Raw genomic sequence first — 18,689 nt, forward strand, 5'->3', positions numbered from 1 at the left:
GATACTGGTGCATGACCGCACCCTCGTCCGCCGTCGACACTCCCCTCGAGAATTCCGTCACCCTCCGCTTCCTCGCGTCGCCGACCGACCTCGGTCACAGCGGCTCCGTGGACGCCGGGACCGTGCTGGAGTGGGTGGACAAGGCCGCCTATGCCGCAGCCGTGGGCTGGGCCAAGACCTACTGCGTGACGGCCTATGTGGGAAACATCCATTTCGCGGATCCGGTGGTGGTGGGCGATCTCGTGGAGGTCGAGGCGACGATCGTCCACACGGGCACGTCCTCCATGCACATCCGGACGGTGGTCTCCTCCGGCTCGGTCTCAGGGGACGACGGCGGGAAGCGCAGCGAATGCCTCGTGATCTTCGTGGCCGTCGGTCCTGACGGCAAGCCCGTCCCCGTCCCCGCGTTCGAGCCACGCACGGACGCCGAACGGCTGGACAGTGACCACGCGGTGGCGCGCATCGCGGTCCGCAAGGACATCGTCGAGGAGATGCGCCGCCAGGAGTACACCGACGCAGGCACCGCTGAGCGCACGGTGCTGCGCTTCCTCGCTGCCCCCACCGACGTCAACTGGGGCGGGAAGGTGCACGGCGGGACGGTCATGGACTGGATCGATGAAGCCGCGTACGTCTGCTCCGCCCGGTATTGCGGTCTTGATACCGTGGCTGTCTTCTCGGGTGGCGTCCGGTTCCTCAAGCCGCTGCGGATCGGCGACGTCGTCGAGGTGGAGGCGCGCCTCGTCTACACCGGACACAAGGGCATGCACGTCGCCGTGCATGTGCGGTCCGGCAGCCCGAGGTCACGCGAGATGGACCTGACCACCACCTGCCTCACCGTCATGGTGGCGCGCGACGACGAGGGTACGGCTGTCCCCGTGCCGCCCTGGGCGCCGCAGTCGGAAGAGGACCGCCGGCTCCACGAGCACGCGCGGAACCTCCTGCTCATCCGCAGCCGTGCGCCGGGGAGCGTGCTGCCCACCCACCTGCGCCCGGGCTCCGGCGGGAACGGGTAGGACCCGCCGCACCCGGCCCGCAGCAGCGATACCGCTCAGGTACGGGAGCGCACGGCATTGGCGATCCGGTAGGACTCGTCGATGAGCTCCGCCAGTTCCTCGGCGTCGACCCGGCCGAGCCGCACGAGCACCAGGGTCCTGTACTCCTCATGGTGCGGGTGGACGAAGAACGCTCCGGGCTGCGTGGCGAGCAGGGCGTCGCGCTCGTTCGTCTTGACGGTCAGCACGGTGTCGTCCCACATGCGGGCGAAGAGGGTCCTGGCGAACCACGCGGGCCGGTTCCAGCTCAACCGCTCGGATGCCCCGGGCAGGGCCAGGCACAGGGACCGTACGTCGTCTTCACCGACCATGCACCAACGATGGCACCGGACCTCTGAGGGGTCCAGCGGTTTCTTTCAGCTCCTGAAGAGGTTCTCGAGCAGGTCGACGGCGATGACGATGGCATTTTCGTCGACATCGAACCGGCGGTGGTGGTGCGGTGCCGGGTTGGATGCGCCGACGAAGACGTAGGTGCCGAGTCCGCCTGCCTCCTGCACGGCGCGGATGAGCAGGTGCGCGTCATCGCTGCCGCCTCCGGAGGCTCCCTTCGGTGTGAAGGTGGTGACGGCGGGGACATTATCGGCCGCCCGGGCGAGGCCCTCGAGCAGGTCGTCGTCGGGCTGCGACACCGCGGCGCTGCCGTAGGTCTTCGATATCACCGTCACCCCGTACATCTGCGCGGCGCCCTGCACGACCGCCTCGGCGCGCCGGTTCAGGTCGTCCAGGACGTCGTTGGAGGTGGAGCGCGTTTCGTAGGTGATCGTTGCGACGGCGGGGATGATGTTGGCGCTGCCGTCGGCGTGGAACGTACCGACATTGACCCTCGTGTCCGCCGCCGCGAACCGGGTGAGCCCGAGGATCGCGAGTGTCGCCTGCGCGGCCGCGGCGAGTGCGTGGCGCCCCAGCTCGGGAGCTGCTGCGGCGTGGGACGCCTCTCCTTCGAACCGCGCCGTCCACTTGGTGGTGGCCATCGCGTCCGTGACGCCGCCGACCACGCTCCCCGTCGGCAGGTTCCCCCCGAGGTGCACCGCGAGCATGCGATCCACCCCGCGCGTCACCCCGGCGTCGATCATCGGCTGGGCGCCACGAACACCCTCCTCGGCGGGCTGGAACAGGATGCGGACCCGGCCCGGGAAGTCGCCGTCGTGCAGCCGGTCGGCGAGCGCGAGGCCGATCGCGGCGTGCCCGTCGTGTCCGCAGGCGTGCATGTAAGGGGTGACGGAGCGGTAGCCGCCCGCGGCAGGGGCGTGGTCGTCCGCCGACTCCTCCTCGACGGGAAGGGCGTCGATGTCGACGCGGAGGCCCCAGGTAGGCCCCGGCCTGTTCCCCTGCAGCTCGGCGATGATCGCCGTCCCGTGCTGTCGGAAGTAGGCGACGTCGTCGGCCGGTGTACCCGCCTCGACGGCACGGCGCCCCCACTCGTCCTGCTCGGCCTGCGTGGGTGGCAGTGCGATGCGGGCGACGTCGATCGCACCGGCACCGGTGGTCACCGGGATGTCGCGCGAGCGGAGCTCTGCGAGGATCACGGATGCTGTCCGGTACTCGAGGAAGCCCGGCTCGGCGTGGGCGTGGAACTGGCGGCGGAGGGCGATGATCCTGTCGGGCTGCATCCTCCGACCCTACGCACCGCCCGCACGCTGATGCCATCGGCTCAGGTGCCGGAGGCGCGCGGCTTCCCGAAGAAGTAGCCCTGACCCTGGTCGCACCCGAGTCCGTGAAGGATCATCGACTGCGTCTGCGTTTCGATGCCCTCGGCCACCACGGTCAGCCCCAGCGAGTGCGCGAGACTGATCACGGCCGTGATGACGGCGAAGGACTCCCTGCGGCGGGCAGGGCTGTCGAGGCCCGCGATGAACGAGCTGTTGATCTTTATGGTGTCCACCGGGAACTGTCCGATGTAGGACAGGGACGAATACCCGGTCCCGAAATCGTCGATGGCGAGCTGAACACCGAGCGACCGCAGCAGGGCGAGATTACCCCGTGCCCGGCCGAGGTTGGTCATGAGGACACTCTCAGTGATCTCGAAACCGAGGACACTCCCGGGGACGCCGTGCTGTGACAGTGCCTTCTCGACACCGACCGCGAAGTCGGGATCGTCCAGCTCGGAGGCGGAGGTATTCATCCAGATGACACCGGGAGCGCCGACGCCCCGGCGTCCCTTCAGTGCCACCCTGCGCATGACCTCGCCGAGCACCCAGCGGCCCAGATGGCGCATCAACCCGGCTTCCTCCGCGAGCTCGATGAACTCGCCCGGCATGAGTATGCCCAGCGTCGGGTGGTGCCACCGCACCAGTGCCTCGCTGCCCACCTGCTCCTCCGTGTTGAGGTCGATCTGCGGCTGGTAGTGCAGGCTCAGCTCGCCCTTGAGGATGGCGTCCGGCAATGCGGCCTTGAGCTGGAGGCGGCGCCGGATGCTCTCGCTGTGCGCCTCGTCGTGCAGGGTGTACCGGTTCCGTCCAGAGCCCTTCGCCGCGTACATCGCATCGTCGCTGTCACGCAGCAGTTGTTCCGCAGTACTCCTCCCCGGCGCGGACAGGGCGATCCCCATGGACAGGGTCACCGGGATCTGCGCCTCGTTGATCGTGACCGGCTCGGCAAGCGCTGCGCGGATACGGTCCGCAGTGTCCTGCGCCTTCGCCGCACTCGAGGATGTGCAGAGGACAGTGAGTTCGTCCCCGCCGAGCCGGGCTGCCGTGTCCGTGGGACGGAGCACCGACTGGATGCGCTGGGCGATCGACGTCAGGACGAGGTCGCCGACGTGGTGGCCGAACGTGTCGTTGATGGTCTTGAACCTGTCGATGTCGCAGAACAGCACGGCGACCCGGGCCGAACCGCTCCCGTCCTCCGATGCGAGCGCTCGCTCGAGGCGGTCCATGAACAGTGCACGGTTCGGCAGGCCCGTCAGGGTGTCGTGAAGGGCTTGGTGCTGGAGCCTGGCTTCGAGGTTCTGGCGGTCCGTGATGTCCTCGACGTGGTCGATCAGCAGAGTGGGCACGCCCTGCGCATCACGCACCACCGATGAGGAATGCAGGATTCCGACGACGGTCCCGTCCGAATGAAGGAAGCGCGTCTCGTGCTGATGGGTGTCCTGCGCACCGCGCGTGAGCGCCCTTCGCTGGCGCTCGGAGTGCAGGACGTCATCCGGGTGGGTCACATCCTGCACGGAGTGCGCCAGCATCATCGACGGGCTGCGTCCGAGCAGATCACACAGTGCGTTGTTGACCTGGAGGAACTGCCCGGTCAGCGACGTGATGGCCATCCCGATGGGGGCGTCGTCGAAGGCGCTGCGGAAGCGCCCGTTGGTGACCTCGAGTTCCTCCTCGACCCGCACCCGGTCCGTGACATCGGTGCAGGCCACGACGACGCCGGTGAGTCCGTCCTCGTCCTTCGTCAGCTGCGAGGCCTGCAGCTCGAGCCAACGCCAGGTCCCGTCCCGGTGCTTCACGCGCACGGTCGCGGGTGCCCGGGTGCCGAGGGGCGGGACGGCGGCCCCCGCCAGGATCGACCGGGCGGGCGCCACGTCGCCAGGATGGACGAGCTCCTCGAAAGACCGGCCCTGCACCTGCTCGGGCTCGAACCCGAGGATCGCCCGGGACGCGGTGCTGGCTGCGGAGACGCGGCCGTCGTCGAGTACGAGGAGGAGGTCGGAGGTGCTGTCCAGCATGGTCTTGATACCCAGTTCGCGGCGCTTACGCTCGGTGATCTCCCGCTGGATGGCGATCCAGTGGGTGAAGTGCCCCGCCCGGTCCGCGACCGGCGTGATGCTGATCTGCGCCCAGAACTCGCTACCGTCCTTGCGCACGTTGAGGAGCTCGACCTCGATGGGTCGCCAGGCCAGCAACGCGGCCCGCAGCCGGTCGAGCTCCCGGCGGTCCGTCGCCGGGGACTGCATGATCCGGGGCGTCCGGCCGAGGATCTCGTGGGCTTCGTACCCGGTCATGCGGGTGAAGGCCGGGTTGACGTACACGACCTTCGGTCCGCCGGACGCCGCGTCGATCGGTTCTGCCTCCGTCACGAGGACGACGTCACCGGCATGGGTGACGACGGACTCGAAGAGGGCGTGCCTGTCGAGGACTACGCCGTCACTCAACTCCTGCGGAGTGATGGCTGTGCCGTTCGTGCCGGTATCGACCATGCTGCTACTCCGAAGCTCGGTGGACGGTGCGCTGCTGGACTTCCGTCCCCATAGCCGAACGCTAACCCTGCGGAGCCTGCTGGGGGAACCACTTCTTCCCCATCAGCGTGCCAGGACCACCGGTCGACTCCCGGGCGGACCGGGAAGGAGGAACGCGGAGATGGCTGCCGCGATCTTCCTGCCGCCTTGCACGGAGGGCTCGATGGGGTTGGCGTAGTCTCCGTCGTCATCACACACGAGGCGCAGGTCGACGACGGACACGTCGCGCGCGAACGCAGCCCGCGTGATGCAGTCATTGAAGAAGGCGAGCGCCGTGCGGACCACGGCGTAGCCCGGTTCCGAGGCGGGGGTGTCGTAGATGGTGCAGACGGCGACGGGCAGACCCCGCGCGGTGACACCGTCGAGCATCGATCCGTAGGCGCGGCCGACGTCGCGCTGGACGTCGTGGAAGGCGAGGAGCGCCTCGGGCACGCTGTCCACCGGCCGTTGCAACAGGTGGCGGTATCCCAGGGCGTCGTTCCCTCCGACGCTGACCACGAGGTGGGTGGCGCCGGGCGGCACGGACCGCAGTTGCCGGGCGACGCCACCGATGACATCGCCGTCGACGGCCAGCAGGGTGGCTCTCCAATCCTCCGGCAGGGCGTCGCGGACCTGCGCGACGACGTCGGGGCCACCGTCCACGTACCGCCCATTGTCGAAGATCGAATCTCCGAGCAGCACCACATGCCCCATGCTTCCTCCTGGATCGTCGATCCCCCATGGTGAACCGCTGGCGCCCGTGGCCACCAGTACGCGCAGCACTGGCGTCCCGGTTCCGTCCGGGGTACAAGAGATGCACACCGGTGACCAGCCCGATCCGGGAGGAGGTGCCGTGGAGGATGTCCGGCAGCCCGCTGAACTCCGCTAGTCGCCCAGGAACCAGTCCCGCGCCGGGTTCTCCACCCCGGGGGCGGAGCGTACGGAGCCGGGCCGCGCCACCCAGTCGACGCCGTTCGCGAGCACCCGCTGGATCTGCGGGTGGTGGTAGACGGGGTACTCCTGGTCACCGGGGCTGAAGTAGAAGATCCGGCCCTTTCCGCGCGAGAAGGTCACGCCCGAGCGGAACACCTCGCCGCCCTCGAAGGAGCTGATGAAGATGAGGTCGTCCGGCTCGGGGATGTCGAACAGTTCGCCGTACATCTCCTGCTCGGGAATGACGATCGGGCTCTCGATACCAGCTGCGATCGGGTGGGACGGCTTGACCGTCCAGACCAGTTCGCGTTCGCCGTCGTTCCGCCACTTCAGCGAGCAGGTGGTGCCGAGCAGACGGGTGAGGATCTTCGAGAGGTGGCCGGAGTGCAGCACCACGAGACCCATGCCTGCCAGCACGTGGCGGTGCACCCGGTCCACGACGTCGTCGGACACCTCGCCGTGCGCGATGTGCCCCCACCACACCAGCACGTCGGTTCCAGCCAGGCGCTCCTCCGTCAGGCCGTGCTCGGGGTCCGCGAGGGTCGCCGTCGTGATGTCCGATCCGGGGAAGTACCCGGCGAGGAACTCCGCGATGGCACCGTGGATGCCCCGCGGGTAGGTTGTCCCGATGGTCGCCGGTTGATTGCGGGCCTCGTGGACGCCCTCGTTCCAGACGAGGACGGTGGGCTCGGTCGAGAATGTGTCGGCTCCCATCAGAGCTGTACCTCCCGGTGCTGGGCTGCGGATGCGTAGCAGGCGTCGACGATGCGGGCGCGGTGCAGGGCGACGCCGCCGTCGTGCCGGGTCCACTGCGCCTCCCCCGCGCGGACGGCCGCGAGGAAGTCGTCGACGACGCCCTGGTGGCCTGGTGACGGACCCACCTCCGGGTCGAAGTCGCCCTCCTCCGTGTAGACGTGGAGGCTCTCGACGGCACTGTTCGCCGTGCCGACCCTCCTCATCTCGGCTCCGCCGTCGGTGCCGTAGACGCGGAAGTCCATCACGTCGTCCTCGTCGCGGTAGGCCGCCCAGCCGGCCTCGACCAGCAGGGTCGCCCCGCCGTCGAGCCGGATGAACGCGGACGCGAAGTCCTCGACCTCGAAGGCCGAGCCGGCGGCCTGTGCGCCGTACACACCCCCGCCGCGGCCCTTCGGACCGAGTTCGGAGTAGGTCGACGCCGAGACCGAGAGGACCTTCGGTTCGCCGAGCAGGTGCAGGGCGTAATCGATAATGTGCACGCCGATGTCCGCCAGCGGTCCGCCGCCGGCCATCTCCCGGTTCGTGAACCAGCTGCCGAGCGACGGGATGCCGGACCGGCGCAGCCACGAGGCCTTGGCGTAGTAGGGGCGGCCGAGGACGCCGTCGTCGAGCACGCGTTTAAGGGCGGCGATGTCGCCGCGGCGGCGGTGGTTGAATGCGACCTCGAGGACGCGGCCGGCCCTTCGGGCGGCGTCGACCATGAGCTGGCCCTCGTCGCCGTTCCGGGCGATGGGCTTCTCGCTCAGCACATGGAGTCCGTGCTCCAGGGCTGCGACGGTGATGGGCGCGTGCAGAAAGGTGGGGACGGCGACGCTGACGGCGTCGAGCCCCTCCAGGGCGATGAGGTCCTCCCACCGCTCGACGGCGTGCGGGATGCCGTACCGGGCCTGAAGTTCCGCGAGGAGGTCCGGCTCCATGCCGGCCAGGCCGATGATCTCGACGTCGTCGCTGTTCGCGTACGCCTCGAGGTGCTGGCGGCCGGCCCAGCCGATCCCCACCACCCCTACCCTGAGGCGGCGTTGCCCGTGCAATGCGTGCTCGTCCAAGAATGTCGTCCTTCGCCGTCGGATCGGGCGGGTTCGGTACGCGTCCCTCCAGCAGTCCTACCGGCTCGCCGGGCCCGGTGTCCACGGCCTCCTGGTTCCCGTCGATCAGCGACACCAGCTATAAGCACGTTCTTTCGGGAAGCCTTTTCGGCCGAACCCGGTTATTGCCTGTAGTCGCACCGCACGGGTGCCTGAGCAGGAGGACATCCATGACCATCGTCATCACCGGAGCCACCGGCCACCTCGGCCACCAGGTCGTCGAGCAGCTGCTGGCGCGCGGCGTCGACCCGTCGACCGTCGTCGCCGGCGGCCGCAACGAGGACGCGCTGGCCGAACTCGCCGAGCGCGGCGTCCGCACCGCCCGTATCGACTACTCCGACCCCTCCACGCTCGACGACGCCTTCGTGGGGGCCGACCGGATCCTGCTCATCTCGGGCAACGAGGTGGGCAAGCGCTCGGTGCAGCACAAGGCCGTCATCGATGCCGCCCGCAGGGTCGACGCCACACTCGTCTACACGAGCGCCCCGAAGGCCTCCACCTCGGCCCTCGTCCTCGCACCCGAACACAAGGCCACCGAGGGACTGCTCGAAGGCTCCGGACTCACCTACACGGTGCTACGCAACAACTGGTACACGGAGAACTATGACGACACCATCCGTCAGGCCGCCTCGACCGGGACCATCCTGACCAGCGCGGGCACCGGCAGGGTCGCCAGCGCCACCCGTCGTGACTTCGCGGAAGCAGCCGCCGTCGTCCTGCTGTCGGAGGACTACGCGGGCGAAATTCTCGAACTCGGTGGCGACGAGCCCTGGAACGTCGACGAGCTCGCTTCGGCCGTGGCCGAGGTCGCAGGCCATGAGGTCACGGTCGACCAGGTCTCCACGGACGAGCACGTCGCCGCGCTGCAGGGCTTCGGGCTCGACGACGGCACGGCCGGCTTCGTCGCCGCCGTCGACGCCAATATCGCCGACGGGCTCCTCGCAGAGAGCGACGGCACCCTGTCGCGGATCATCGGCCGCCCGACGACGCCGCTGAAGCAGTACGTCGGTGAGCTCCTGGGCGGGTAGGGACGCGGCGTGCGGAACGACCAGGACCTGTCGGTAGGACAACTTGCCGCGCGTAGCGGCATGAGCGTCTCGGCCCTGCACTTCTACGAGCGGCAGGGCCTCATCAGGAGCCGCCGTACCTCGGGCAACCAGCGCCGGTATGACCGCTCGATCCTCCGCCGGGTCGCAGTCATCCGCGCGGCGCAGCGAGCGGGCATCCCGCTCGCCACCGTCGCCACCGCCTTCGACGCGCTGCCGCAGGACGGGGTGCCGGACCAGGAGGACTGGCAACGGTTATCGGGTGTGTGGCGGCAGGAGATCGAGCAGCGCATCGCCCAGTTGGAGCACTTGAGGGATCGGTTGGGCGGTTGCATCGGTTGCGGCTGCCTCTCGCTGGCCTCGTGCGGCTTCGTCAACCCGAACGACGATGCGGGCCGCCGCGGCATCCCGTCCACCCTCCTCGAACCGTGATCCCCGATTTGACCTCAACCTCTGTTGAGGTTCTAGCGTTTAACCCATGACTGCCCCGATGGAGTGTGCCATCCCCACCACCGATCTTTTCAAGGACGCTTTCCGCGCCCATCCCGCGGGCATCGCGGTCATCACGGCGCAGGGGCCGGCCGGTCCGGTCGGCCTGACGGCGTCGTCGGTGTCCTCGGTCTCAGCGGAACCGCCCGTCCTCGCCTTCTCGGTCTCGACGGCGTCGTCGTCTGCCGCCGTCCTGGTGCAGGCTGACACGCTGATCGTGCATCTCCTCGGAGCGGACCAGCTCGACATCGCCCGCCTCTTCGCGACCCGCGGGGCCGATCGCTTCGGCGAAGCAACCCAGTGGCGCGCACTTCCTTCGGGCGAGCCGCTTCTGACCGAGGCGCCCTGGGCCCTGCGGTGCCGCCTCCTGCACCGCCTGGCGGTCGGGGGATCGATGATCCTCGCCGCAGAGGTCCTCTCCATCGAGCAGGGCGGGAACGACGACGTCGCGCCGCTCGTCTACCACAACCGCTCCTACCATCGGCTGGGCGACCACTCTCTGCTGGGCTGACCACTGCAGGCACCACGCCACCGTCGTCGACGTCGGACTACCGTCGACGTCGGACCACTGCCCGTGGACGGCGGCAGCCGAAGTGCCACCCAGCCTCCGGGACGATGGGTGGCCCTTGGCGGATGAACTACTCGGCGAGGAAAGCGAGCAGGTGCCGGTTCCACTCGTCACGGTGGGACACCGTCAGCCCGTGCGGGGCGCCCTCGATCAGGACGGTCTCGCTGCCGGCAATGGCCGCCGCCGTCCTCTTGCCGCTGACCTCGAAGGGCACGATCGTGTCCGAATCACCGTGGATCACGAGGGTGGGCACCGTCACCTTGTCCAGATCACTCCTGAAATCCGTCGTCGCGAAGGCCGCAGTGGCATCGAGGGTGCCCTTCGGCGAGGCTGCGAGCGCGATCGACAGGTTGTAGGCGATCTGCTCGTCGCTCACCATCGGCCGGTTCAGCAGCGTGGGCTTGCCTGCCGTGAAAAACATGTTCAGGAACTCGTGGAGGAAGGCCGCCCGGTCACCGGTGATCCCGGTCGAGAACCAGTCAGCCAGGTCCTGGTCCACGCCGCCGTCAGGATTGTCCTCCGACTTCCACAGGTACGGCGTCACCGCACTGGCGAAGACGAGCTTCGCGACGCGCTCCTCCCCGTAGGTGCCGACATACCGGGCGAGTTCGCCACCGCCCATGGAGAAGCCGACGAGGACGACGTCGCGCAGGTCCAGTCCGTCGAGCAACGCTTCGAGGTCTGCGGCGAACGTGTCGTAGTCGTAGCCTGACCACGGCTGCGACGACTGGCCGAAGCCACGGCGGTCATAGGTGATGACGCGATAGCCGGCCGCCACGAGGGCGGGGACCTGCCCCTCCCAGGAACGGCCGCTGAGGGGCCAGCCATGGATCAGGACGATCGGCTTCCCGACGCCATAGTCCTCGTAGTGGAGGTCCACCGGGGTGGTCGAATGCGCTGCTGGGATGGTGAGGAAGGGCATGCTGTACCTTTCACGCTCAGGAGCGGACCGGATCCGGTCCGCTGTGGTGCGTTGATAACCCTTTGTCTTCGGAGTGGCCGAGCTGCCGGATGGACGAGCGGCAGGGACGGTCCGGTGGGCTGCCTCCAGCTTCCGCCGCCCGGAAGTACCCGTCAACAGTCGAAGCTGGTGGGCCGCCGGAGCCCCTCACGGCGGTGCCGCACCTCCTCCCGGCAATCAGGACAGGGGCCGGCGCATCATCGTCGAGGAACAATGCAGGCACCCGTGGTGGAGCGGTCGCGTCTCCCCAGCACTGCTTGGATGACCGCGTCAAGCACCGGACGTGCGGCCCGCAGGAGTGGGTCCAGGCGTGGTTTCGGCGTAGAATTCTGTGAGCTCTCAGCATGCTTCGGATCAGAAGAATCCGGTCCCGTCCCCCGAAAGACCCCGCCATGCGCTTCTCCCGCGCCCTTGCAACCCTCGTGCTCACTAGCGGATTCCTGCTGGCCGTTCCCGGCGTCTCCGTCGCGCACCCGACGATCGCAGGGCAGGTGGGCCCGGTGGTGCCCTCGCCCCCGATGGAGGAGGTCATCGCTCCGCCGACGGATGCCCCGGGCCCTCCCACTCGGTCGCCAGGACCACCGCCAAGTCCCGCACCGGCAAGTCCACCCGTCGAGCCGTCCGATGCTCCTCCCTCGACGCCGCCGAGCGCGATCCCGTCCGGGCCTGCGGCCGATACGCCGGATCCCAGCGCTTCGCCCGGCGTCGTGCCCGAGCCGGCCCCGGCTCCGTCGGTATCCTCGTCTGCCGCCCCCACAGTGTCGACATCACCATCCCCCTCGATGTCCCCATCCGCATCGGTTGCGGCGCCTCCCGACGCTCCGGCGTCGGCCTCCGCTGCGCCGGCTCTCCCTCGGCCGGCCAATAACGCCGTCGGTGTGGGAGGTGCCGAGGTTCCAGCTCCAGCAGTCCCTTCCTCGAACCCCTCGGGGTCCGTCCAGACCGCACCGGCCGATTCCACCGCGGCGCAGCCGCCGGCCGACGAGGCCTTCGCGGCGCCGGCGGCCCAGGTGGAAACCGGACCACCGCTGCGCTACGTGGCCGCCGGGATCCTCAGTATCGTGGCCGTCGCCCTTGCCCTCGGCGTCGCCGTCGTGTCGCAACCGCGGCGTACGCGACGCACCCACTAGGGCCGGGCACAGAAGGAGCCGGGAGTCACCTCCCGGCTCCTTCGGCGTGCACATCTCGAGCGTCAGCGGACCTGTAGGGTCAGCTTCCCGGTCGCGTTGGACTGGACGACCTCGATCTTCGTTCCAGTGCCTGCGACCACGACCGAGCCCTGCGGGTTCGCGGCGTCGTAGTAGGCGTTCGGGTTGGTGTCGTCGAACACGGCGACGCCGGGCTGCGACGGCGCCGTCAGCGTGGTCATGCCCGAGGGAACCTCGCGGTGCAGGCTCAGTGCGTCGGTGGCCTGCTTGCCGAATGTCGCGTCGAAACTCTGGATGCGGTTGCGGACGATCGTGCCGTCGGACCAGGTGAGGGCCTTCGGGTGTGCGTCCACTGGCAGGGCCAAGCCGGAGCCCGGGTGCTGGCGCGTGTTGTTGTTGCGCTGCGCCGTGTTCCAGTACGTGATGCTCAGGCCGTCCTGGTACGCGTAGTGCTCCACGGTGTCAGGCGCCGTGACGCCCCAGCCGAAGTTGTACGGACCCGAGGCGAGCGTCGCGTCGTACCCCGCGTACACGCGGTTCTCGGCGATGTAGAAGCGGTTGTTGCCCGCGGCGTCCTTCGGCAGGTTCACGACGACGGCCTCCGGCGCCTTCGTGGCGTGGAACGAAGGGCCGATCTCGTGCGTCGACTTCACGCCGGCAGTGGCGACGTCGTAATCCAGCCAGCCGAGCTGCAGCTTTTCCCAGGCACCCATGTGGTTGGGCGTGGTGCCGATGGAGCCGTCACCATGGCCGAGCCAGGATCCGGAACTCATAAGGGTCCAGAAGCCTGTGCCGTTCTCGCCACCACTCGTGTCATAGAGATCCGGCAGTCCGAGGTCGTGTCCGTATTCGTGGGCGAACACACCGAGGCCACCGTTCTCGGGTTCCGTGGTGTAGTCGCGGATCCAGACGTCCGAATTGCCGATCTTGATGCCGCCGAAGGGGTTGGCTGCCGGCCCGGAGGTACCGCGTCCTGCCTGGCCGACGGACCAGCGGTGCGACCAGATGGCGGACGAGGCAGCACCCGCCTCCTCACCCTCCCCGGCGTGGATCGCCTGGAAGTGGTCGATGTAGCCGTCGGCCTCGTCGAAGTCGCCGTCCTTGTCGAAGTCGTAGCGGTCCCACTGGTCGAACGTCGCGAGGTACGCGTCGATCTCTGGAGCCGTCTTTCCGGCGGCGACCTGCGATTCGTACCAGGCATCGGCGGTGTCCTGCACGAAGCGGGTCATGTCCGCCTGGCTTTCCGTCTCGCCGTAGCTGGCGGAGGAGTTGGGCACGGTCACCCAGTCGCTGACGTCACCGTCGACCGTATAACGGCCGCTCGACATCTCCTCGTAGACGCCCTTCAGCGATTCGCCCTCCTCGCTGAAGAACATGTCGAGGTAGTGCTCGCGGTCGAAGGTGCCGGACCAGTACGTGGAATTGTCCACGACCCGGTCCGGTTCCTTGATGGTGTTGCGGATGGGGCCCGGAGCGGCTGTGGGGTACCGCGGATCCGTCGCATCGCCGAAGTCGACGAGGAAGGACAGGATCTGGTCGCTGTCCTCCAGTCCGTACTGCGCCCACTGACCCGGAGCAACCTTCACCGACTTCGAGCCGCCGCGGTTCTCGACCTTCGCTTCGCCGGAGATCACCATCTCCACGGCCTGCTGGTTGAGGTCGCGGCGTTCGTCCGCCGCGGGATCGGAGCGGTCGTCGAGCTTCTCCGCCGCACCAGCGGGGCCGTCAGCCCCGGGTGAGGCCGTGAACGACGACGCTGTCGGCGCATCCGCCGCGGTGCCGGTGGTGGCCTGCGCGCTCACGGGAGCGAGCACGACGGCGGTGGTCACGGCGAGCGCCATCGCGCACCGTAGCCCCCGGGTACGAGTAGTGGAATTCAAGGGTTCTCCTTCTTGTGGCAATGTCCCAGCCGATGTAGACCACGCTCAGGGTAAGTGCCTGAGGTTACGAACATGTTGCCTAGGTCACACGTTCTGGACGGGACGCTAGCACTGCGCTCGGACATTGTGGAGATGATCCTTGATCCGCCGGGCGACAACAGCACGAGCTCTGGCGCAGGGGCGGGCTGCCGTCTATAGTGCGCCACTCAGGCGAACGCCGACAGCACCCTTGCTGCCTCCTCGAACACCTCGGAACGGGTTGTGGCGTGGACGGAGAGCCGGATGCGGTCCTCCCCGTGCTGCGTGGTGGAGATGCCTGCTCCCGCGAGGGCCAGCTGCGCCTCGGCCGCCCGTCCGGGAAGACCCACGGCCACGATGCCCGCCCGTTCGCCGCGGTCACGCGGTGAGAGGACCGGCACGCCGGCATCGTCGAGCCTTTCGACGAGAGCCTGTGCGTGAGTGGCGATGATGCCCTCGATGGCCGGCACTCCCACCGACTCGATCAGCTCGAGGGCCTCGGCGAACGCACCCGTCGCGTAGGGCGAAAGGTTCGAGATCGAGAAGCGCTCTGCCCCCGGCAGGGGCGGATGCTCGTCGCCGTCGTACCGTTTGGAGTCGGTGACGCCGGTCCACCCGGTGAGCAGCGGCTCGATCCGCTCGACGCCCTGCGGCGATACCGCGATAGCGGCCACGCCCCAGGAACCGCGCACCCACTTCTGGGCACCTGCGACCAGCACGTCGGCCAGCGTCCACTCGTTGTCGACGACGCCGAACCCCTGGATGCCGTCCACCACGAGAAGACGGTCCGGTCCGATCACCTCCCGGATACCGGCGAGGTCCGCGCGGTAGCCCGTGCGGAAGTCGACCGCGCTCACGCTGACCGCGACGGTATCGTCGGTGAGTCCACGGGCGACGACGTCGGGCGTCACGTGGGTGCCGGGGCCGCCGATCAGTTCCACGCGGGCCCGGCCTGCACCGCTCGTCCGCAGCCACGGGTAGGTATTGGCCGGGAACTCGCCGGCGCTAACCAGCACGGTTCCACCGGCGAGGCCGAACGCCACCTGGAACAACCCCAGCGACGTGCTGGCGGTCAGGCCGACCTGGTCCAGGGGGAAGCCCGTCAGCCGGGAGAACGCCGACCGCGCGCGAAGATCCTCACCGTGGAGGTGGTCCATACCGCCGACTTCGCCGTTGCCGGCCGTGTCCAGGAGATGGGCCACGCGGTCGCGGACATTGCTCGACGGCGGGCCGTAGCTCGCGAAATTCAGGTAGCCGGGTTCCTCGGAGAAGGCGGACTGGTAGGACGCAAACGCTTCGGCATCGTCGTTCTCGGTGGGTGCCATCAGGCCCACGATACTTTCCCGTGCTTCCTGCCTCCTGGTCAGCGCCGCTTCTTCTTCCCCTTGATCAGCGCATTGGGGCTGTTCGTCGCGACCCTCGAGGACCGGTCCACGTCATCGTGGCCTGCGGAGGTCTTCCCGGAGGCTCGTCCGGTTGCGGACGAGCGACGTCCCTTCCGGGTGCCACCTGCGGCTTCACCCTCGACGCTGCTCTCAATGCGCTCTTTCCGAACCTGCTCCCTGACCGTCGTCCTCCCGGTGACCGTTGCCTTGTTCAGCCGGACGCGTTCGACGGCCACGGTCTCCTTCCGCACCACGGCAACTTCCTCGTGCCCGACCATCTCCACGGAGTCCTCCTGGAACAGCGAATCGTCGGGCACGAAGTCGAGGGTTCCCGGGCCGATCGGTTCCCGCTCGACCCGAAGTTCGTCCCTGCGCAGCGGCACCGCTTTCGTCTCTTCCTCGGTGACGACGTACTTCCTCAGGCGGACGCGAGCGGCCTCATACTGCTCCGTGCCCACCCGGAGCCGTTCCTCCGAGCGGATCATCCACCGTTTGCCGGAGTCAGCCCCATCAGCCACCAGCCCACCGAGGGTCTCGTCGCGAGCCACGGGTTCGTCGCTCCTGGCCGGAACGTCCGGGCTGACCGGTACGTCCGCGGTGATCGACTCGTCGTGACCGACCGGCACCTCCGGCTGAGCCGACGAGACCGCCGCAACCTGCCCGGCCGGCGCATTCTGCCTGATCGATGCCTGTCCGCCGGTGGAGGCATCCTGCTGAGCCGGCGCAGCCGGGTCCACCAGGTCGTAGTGCTGGTACAGCCCGTTCTCATCGCCCGGACCCAGCTGTCCGTCGCGCTCCGTGGAGGGGGCGCGCCTGATCAGGTCCCGCGGGTAGGCCACGACGACGTGGCCGCCCTGCACCGTGGCACCGTGAAGTGGGACGAAGGATTCCTTTGTGCCGAACAGGCCCGTGTGGACCGTGATCCAGGTGGGGTCCTCGGTGACATCGCTGAGGTACACCTCCCCCAGCGATCCCACCTTGTCGCCCTGCTCGGTGACGACGGCGCTGCGACGGCCGAGAAGGGGCGAGAGATCTTTCATGGAGAGCATGGCATTCCTGTCATCGGATCCGGCCGCCGGGAATCGGGCGGCGATCGTCAGAGTAGAACGACCGGAGGCGAAAAAACAAGCATGCTTACTGTTTTGATCCGGCTGGACAGGACGATCGATCCGCGTCCGGTCCCGATCCACGAGGGCGAGCGCCGCGACAATCCCCTGCTGCAGACATCGCCGTCGTGAGCGAAGGGGAGAAGGACGTCCGGGGCACTGCCTGTGATGCATCTGACAGCCTCCTTATTTTGAGTCATTCAAAACAAGACGTAGGCTTGACGCATGACGCAATCACCTGAATCCGGCTCCCGGACGGACACGCTCCGGCGGTCCATCCGCGCTGCCGGGTTACGGGTGACCGTCCCACGCGTCGCCGTCCTCGAGGCACTGCAGGACAATCCGCACTCGAGTGCGGAGAAGGTCACGGACAAGGTTCGTCCCGTACTGAAGGGCACGTCGAGCCAGGCCGTCTACGGAATCCTGGCAGCCTTCACGGGAGCGGGACTCGTTCGTCGTTTCGACCCGGCGGGTTCACCTGCCCTGTTCGAATGCCGTGTCGGGGACAACCACCATCATCTGGTGTGTATCCGCTGCGGAGCGATCAAGGACGTCGATTGCGTCATCGGAGCGGCGCCTTGCCTCACTCCATCCGATGCGTCCGGCTTCGCTGTTTTCGCAGCAGAAGTCACGTTCAACGGCCTGTGCCGGGAGTGCCAGGACTCTTCCACTCCAGAGCACATCGACTGACACCGCATCTCCCCTCGTGGTCCTGACCGACCACCCGCGATCAAGCACGCCCACAACAAGCCGCCGGCGCTTCACGCGACCGCACCGACCGAAGGAACCAGCCATGACTCTCATCGAGCGCCCGAACCTCACCCGCCGCCCCACCGTAACCTCCTCGCCGGTCGTCGAATCCACCTCGCCAGTACGTGAGGGTGGCAGGTACGTGACCAGCACCACGCCCCAGCCGGCTACTCAAGGCCAGTACGTGACCCGCTCCACGCAGACCTCCTCGATCGGGCGCGGCACCTACGTCACGACCTCGATGCCGAAGGACCTGCGCGGCGGCAGCTACACCTACTCCAGCTGACCGCCTGCTGGGGACAACCACCCCGTCATGCCTGGGCCCGAGCCGCGACTGCCCGTCACGGCCGGGCCTGAGCTGCGACCAGCCCCACCAGCATCTCGTCCGAGCGCTCCAGGGCTTCCAGATCGAACGCTCCGCCGCTGACGAGGAACTCGTCCGCGCCGGTCCGCGCGTGGAGATCGGCGAGCTGCCGCGTCACTTCAGCAGGCGTTCCGTAGATCGCGGAGCCGAGTGACTCCTCCACGAGCCCGGTCTCCCTTGCGTTCAGCTGATGGCCGGTCACCGCCTCCAACGCAGGGAAGAAGCCTTTCGTCCGTGAGACGGCGAGCGCCCGGGCCTCCGGCAGGAGCAGGTGGCGGGCGTCCGCCGTCGTTTCGGCGACCGCCACATTGAGTGAGGCGACGATGTACGGCCGGTCCCACCAGGGTGAGGGCCGGAACGAGTCCCGGTAGCGTTCCAGCACGCTGGCGCGGTCCCGGAAAAGGGCAGGACCGCCCAGCACGACGGCGAGACCGGCCTGCGCCGCGATGTCCACTCCCTGCCCGGTGGCGAGTACGAACACGGGTGTCCGCCCGCCGTCCTGCGGCCGCGCGGTGACGGCCGAGGAGCCGCCGAGGAACGCGAGCAGCTCTGCGATGTCCGCTCCGAAGCGTTCCGAGTCCTTCTTGTCCGCCCGCAGTGCCGCACGTACAGCCTGCGTGAAGCCGAGCGAACGGCCCACACCCAGGTCGAACCGTCCCGCGGACAGCGCGCGCAGGGTGGCCGCCTGCTCGGCAACGACCAGCGGCTGATGGTTGGGGAGCATGATCCCACCCGTGCCCACGCGGATCGTCGTCGTGGCCGACGCCACCGCTGCGGCCAGGACGGCGGGGGCTGATCCCGCGATACCCGGCACCCCATGATGTTCCGCAACCCAGAACCTCCGGTAGCCGAGCCGCTCCGCACGCCGTGCGCGCCTGATGACCTGCTGCAGTGTGGCCTCCTCGGAGGACCCGGAACGGGACCGCGCACGATCGAGGATGGACACGGCGGGAAAGCGAAGGGGCATACCTCCGGAAACCCCTGATGTGCGGAAG

Annotated in this window: 18 protein-coding genes; 7 read left to right on the forward strand and 11 right to left on the reverse strand. The window is 68.5% G+C overall.

Going from position 1 to position 18,689, the window contains the following annotated elements; genetic code table 11:
* The first annotated feature begins 11 nt into the window (after positions 1–11).
* Complete coding sequence (locus RCH21_RS07465; protein WP_326963841.1) at positions 12–1,013, forward strand: acyl-CoA thioesterase; 1,002 nt, start codon at positions 12–14, stop codon at positions 1,011–1,013.
* Positions 1,014–1,048: 35 nt separating this feature from the next.
* Here the strand turns inward: RCH21_RS07465 and RCH21_RS07470 are convergent, their stop codons facing one another.
* The 6 genes from RCH21_RS07470 to RCH21_RS07495 form a co-directional block, all read right to left on the reverse strand.
* Positions 1,049–1,363: an MmcQ/YjbR family DNA-binding protein gene (locus tag RCH21_RS07470; RefSeq protein WP_326963842.1), complete on the reverse strand. Its 315-nt coding sequence runs from the start codon at positions 1,361–1,363 to the stop codon at positions 1,049–1,051.
* 45 nt (positions 1,364–1,408) lie between these two features.
* A complete protein-coding gene (locus RCH21_RS07475; RefSeq protein ID WP_326963843.1) occupies positions 1,409–2,662 on the reverse strand; it encodes an amidohydrolase in 1,254 nt (417 codons plus the stop codon).
* A 41-nt stretch (positions 2,663–2,703) separates the two neighbouring features.
* Positions 2,704–5,187 carry a sensor domain-containing protein gene (locus tag RCH21_RS07480; protein WP_326963844.1) on the reverse strand — a complete coding sequence of 828 codons (2,484 nt, stop codon included), beginning with the start codon at positions 5,185–5,187 and terminating at the stop codon, positions 2,704–2,706.
* A gap of 102 nt (positions 5,188–5,289) precedes the next feature.
* Complete coding sequence (locus RCH21_RS07485; RefSeq protein ID WP_326963845.1) at positions 5,290–5,919, reverse strand: SGNH/GDSL hydrolase family protein; 630 nt, start codon at positions 5,917–5,919, stop codon at positions 5,290–5,292.
* A 171-nt stretch (positions 5,920–6,090) separates the two neighbouring features.
* On the reverse strand, positions 6,091–6,852 hold the full coding sequence (locus RCH21_RS07490; protein WP_326963846.1) for a ThuA domain-containing protein: 762 nt from the start codon (positions 6,850–6,852) through the stop codon (positions 6,091–6,093).
* Positions 6,852–7,940, reverse strand: a complete 1,089-nt coding sequence (locus RCH21_RS07495; protein ID WP_326963847.1) for a Gfo/Idh/MocA family protein — start codon at positions 7,938–7,940, stop codon at positions 6,852–6,854. Before RCH21_RS07495 ends, RCH21_RS07490 begins: the two co-directional genes overlap by 1 nt.
* Positions 7,941–8,149: 209 nt before the next feature.
* Between RCH21_RS07495 and RCH21_RS07500 the strand changes: the two genes are divergently transcribed.
* Genes RCH21_RS07500 through RCH21_RS07510 form a run of 3 tightly spaced genes read left to right on the forward strand, consistent with a single transcriptional unit; the run spans position 8,150 to position 10,025 of the window.
* Positions 8,150–9,007, forward strand: coding sequence for an SDR family oxidoreductase (locus RCH21_RS07500; protein WP_326963848.1), 858 nt, complete (start codon positions 8,150–8,152; stop codon positions 9,005–9,007).
* Between the two features lie 9 nt (positions 9,008–9,016).
* Entirely contained in the window at positions 9,017–9,457 is a 441-nt protein-coding gene (gene soxR, locus RCH21_RS07505) for a redox-sensitive transcriptional activator SoxR (protein WP_326963849.1), read from the forward strand.
* Between the two features lie 46 nt (positions 9,458–9,503).
* Positions 9,504–10,025 (forward strand): flavin reductase family protein, encoded by a 522-nt coding sequence (locus RCH21_RS07510; protein ID WP_326963850.1) that lies wholly within the window; start codon positions 9,504–9,506, stop codon positions 10,023–10,025.
* A 127-nt stretch (positions 10,026–10,152) separates the two neighbouring features.
* On the opposite strand, the gene RCH21_RS07515 is transcribed toward RCH21_RS07510, so the two are convergent.
* Positions 10,153–11,004, reverse strand: a complete 852-nt coding sequence (locus RCH21_RS07515; protein ID WP_326963851.1) for an alpha/beta fold hydrolase — start codon at positions 11,002–11,004, stop codon at positions 10,153–10,155.
* A gap of 821 nt (positions 11,005–11,825) precedes the next feature.
* Between RCH21_RS07515 and RCH21_RS07520 the strand changes: the two genes are divergently transcribed.
* Positions 11,826–12,173 carry a hypothetical protein gene (locus RCH21_RS07520; protein ID WP_326963852.1) on the forward strand — a complete coding sequence of 116 codons (348 nt, stop codon included), beginning with the start codon at positions 11,826–11,828 and terminating at the stop codon, positions 12,171–12,173.
* Between the two features lie 62 nt (positions 12,174–12,235).
* Here the strand turns inward: RCH21_RS07520 and RCH21_RS07525 are convergent, their stop codons facing one another.
* The 3 genes from RCH21_RS07525 to RCH21_RS07535 form a co-directional block, all read right to left on the reverse strand.
* A complete protein-coding gene (locus tag RCH21_RS07525) occupies positions 12,236–14,071 on the reverse strand; it encodes an immune inhibitor A domain-containing protein (protein WP_326963853.1) in 1,836 nt (611 codons plus the stop codon).
* Between the two features lie 206 nt (positions 14,072–14,277).
* Positions 14,278–15,414, reverse strand: coding sequence for an aminotransferase class V-fold PLP-dependent enzyme (locus RCH21_RS07530; protein ID WP_326963854.1), 1,137 nt, complete (start codon positions 15,412–15,414; stop codon positions 14,278–14,280).
* A gap of 38 nt (positions 15,415–15,452) precedes the next feature.
* Positions 15,453–16,523, reverse strand: coding sequence for a PRC and DUF2382 domain-containing protein (locus RCH21_RS07535; protein ID WP_326963855.1), 1,071 nt, complete (start codon positions 16,521–16,523; stop codon positions 15,453–15,455).
* Between the two features lie 282 nt (positions 16,524–16,805).
* Between RCH21_RS07535 and RCH21_RS07540 the strand changes: the two genes are divergently transcribed.
* Positions 16,806–17,270, forward strand: coding sequence for a Fur family transcriptional regulator (locus tag RCH21_RS07540; RefSeq protein WP_326963856.1), 465 nt, complete (start codon positions 16,806–16,808; stop codon positions 17,268–17,270).
* 103 nt (positions 17,271–17,373) lie between these two features.
* The gene (locus tag RCH21_RS07545) at positions 17,374–17,616 is read left to right on the forward strand and encodes a hypothetical protein (protein WP_326963857.1); all 243 of its coding nucleotides are present in this window, start codon (positions 17,374–17,376) and stop codon (positions 17,614–17,616) included.
* Positions 17,617–17,671: 55 nt separating this feature from the next.
* On the opposite strand, the gene RCH21_RS07550 is transcribed toward RCH21_RS07545, so the two are convergent.
* The gene (locus RCH21_RS07550; RefSeq protein ID WP_326963858.1) at positions 17,672–18,640 is read right to left on the reverse strand and encodes an MsnO8 family LLM class oxidoreductase; all 969 of its coding nucleotides are present in this window, start codon (positions 18,638–18,640) and stop codon (positions 17,672–17,674) included.
* Positions 18,641–18,689 lie beyond the last annotated feature (49 nt).

Origin of the sequence: Arthrobacter sp. PL16, assembly GCF_035985055.1 — a bacterium.
Classification (GTDB): domain Bacteria; phylum Actinomycetota; class Actinomycetes; order Actinomycetales; family Micrococcaceae; genus Arthrobacter_D; species Arthrobacter_D cheniae.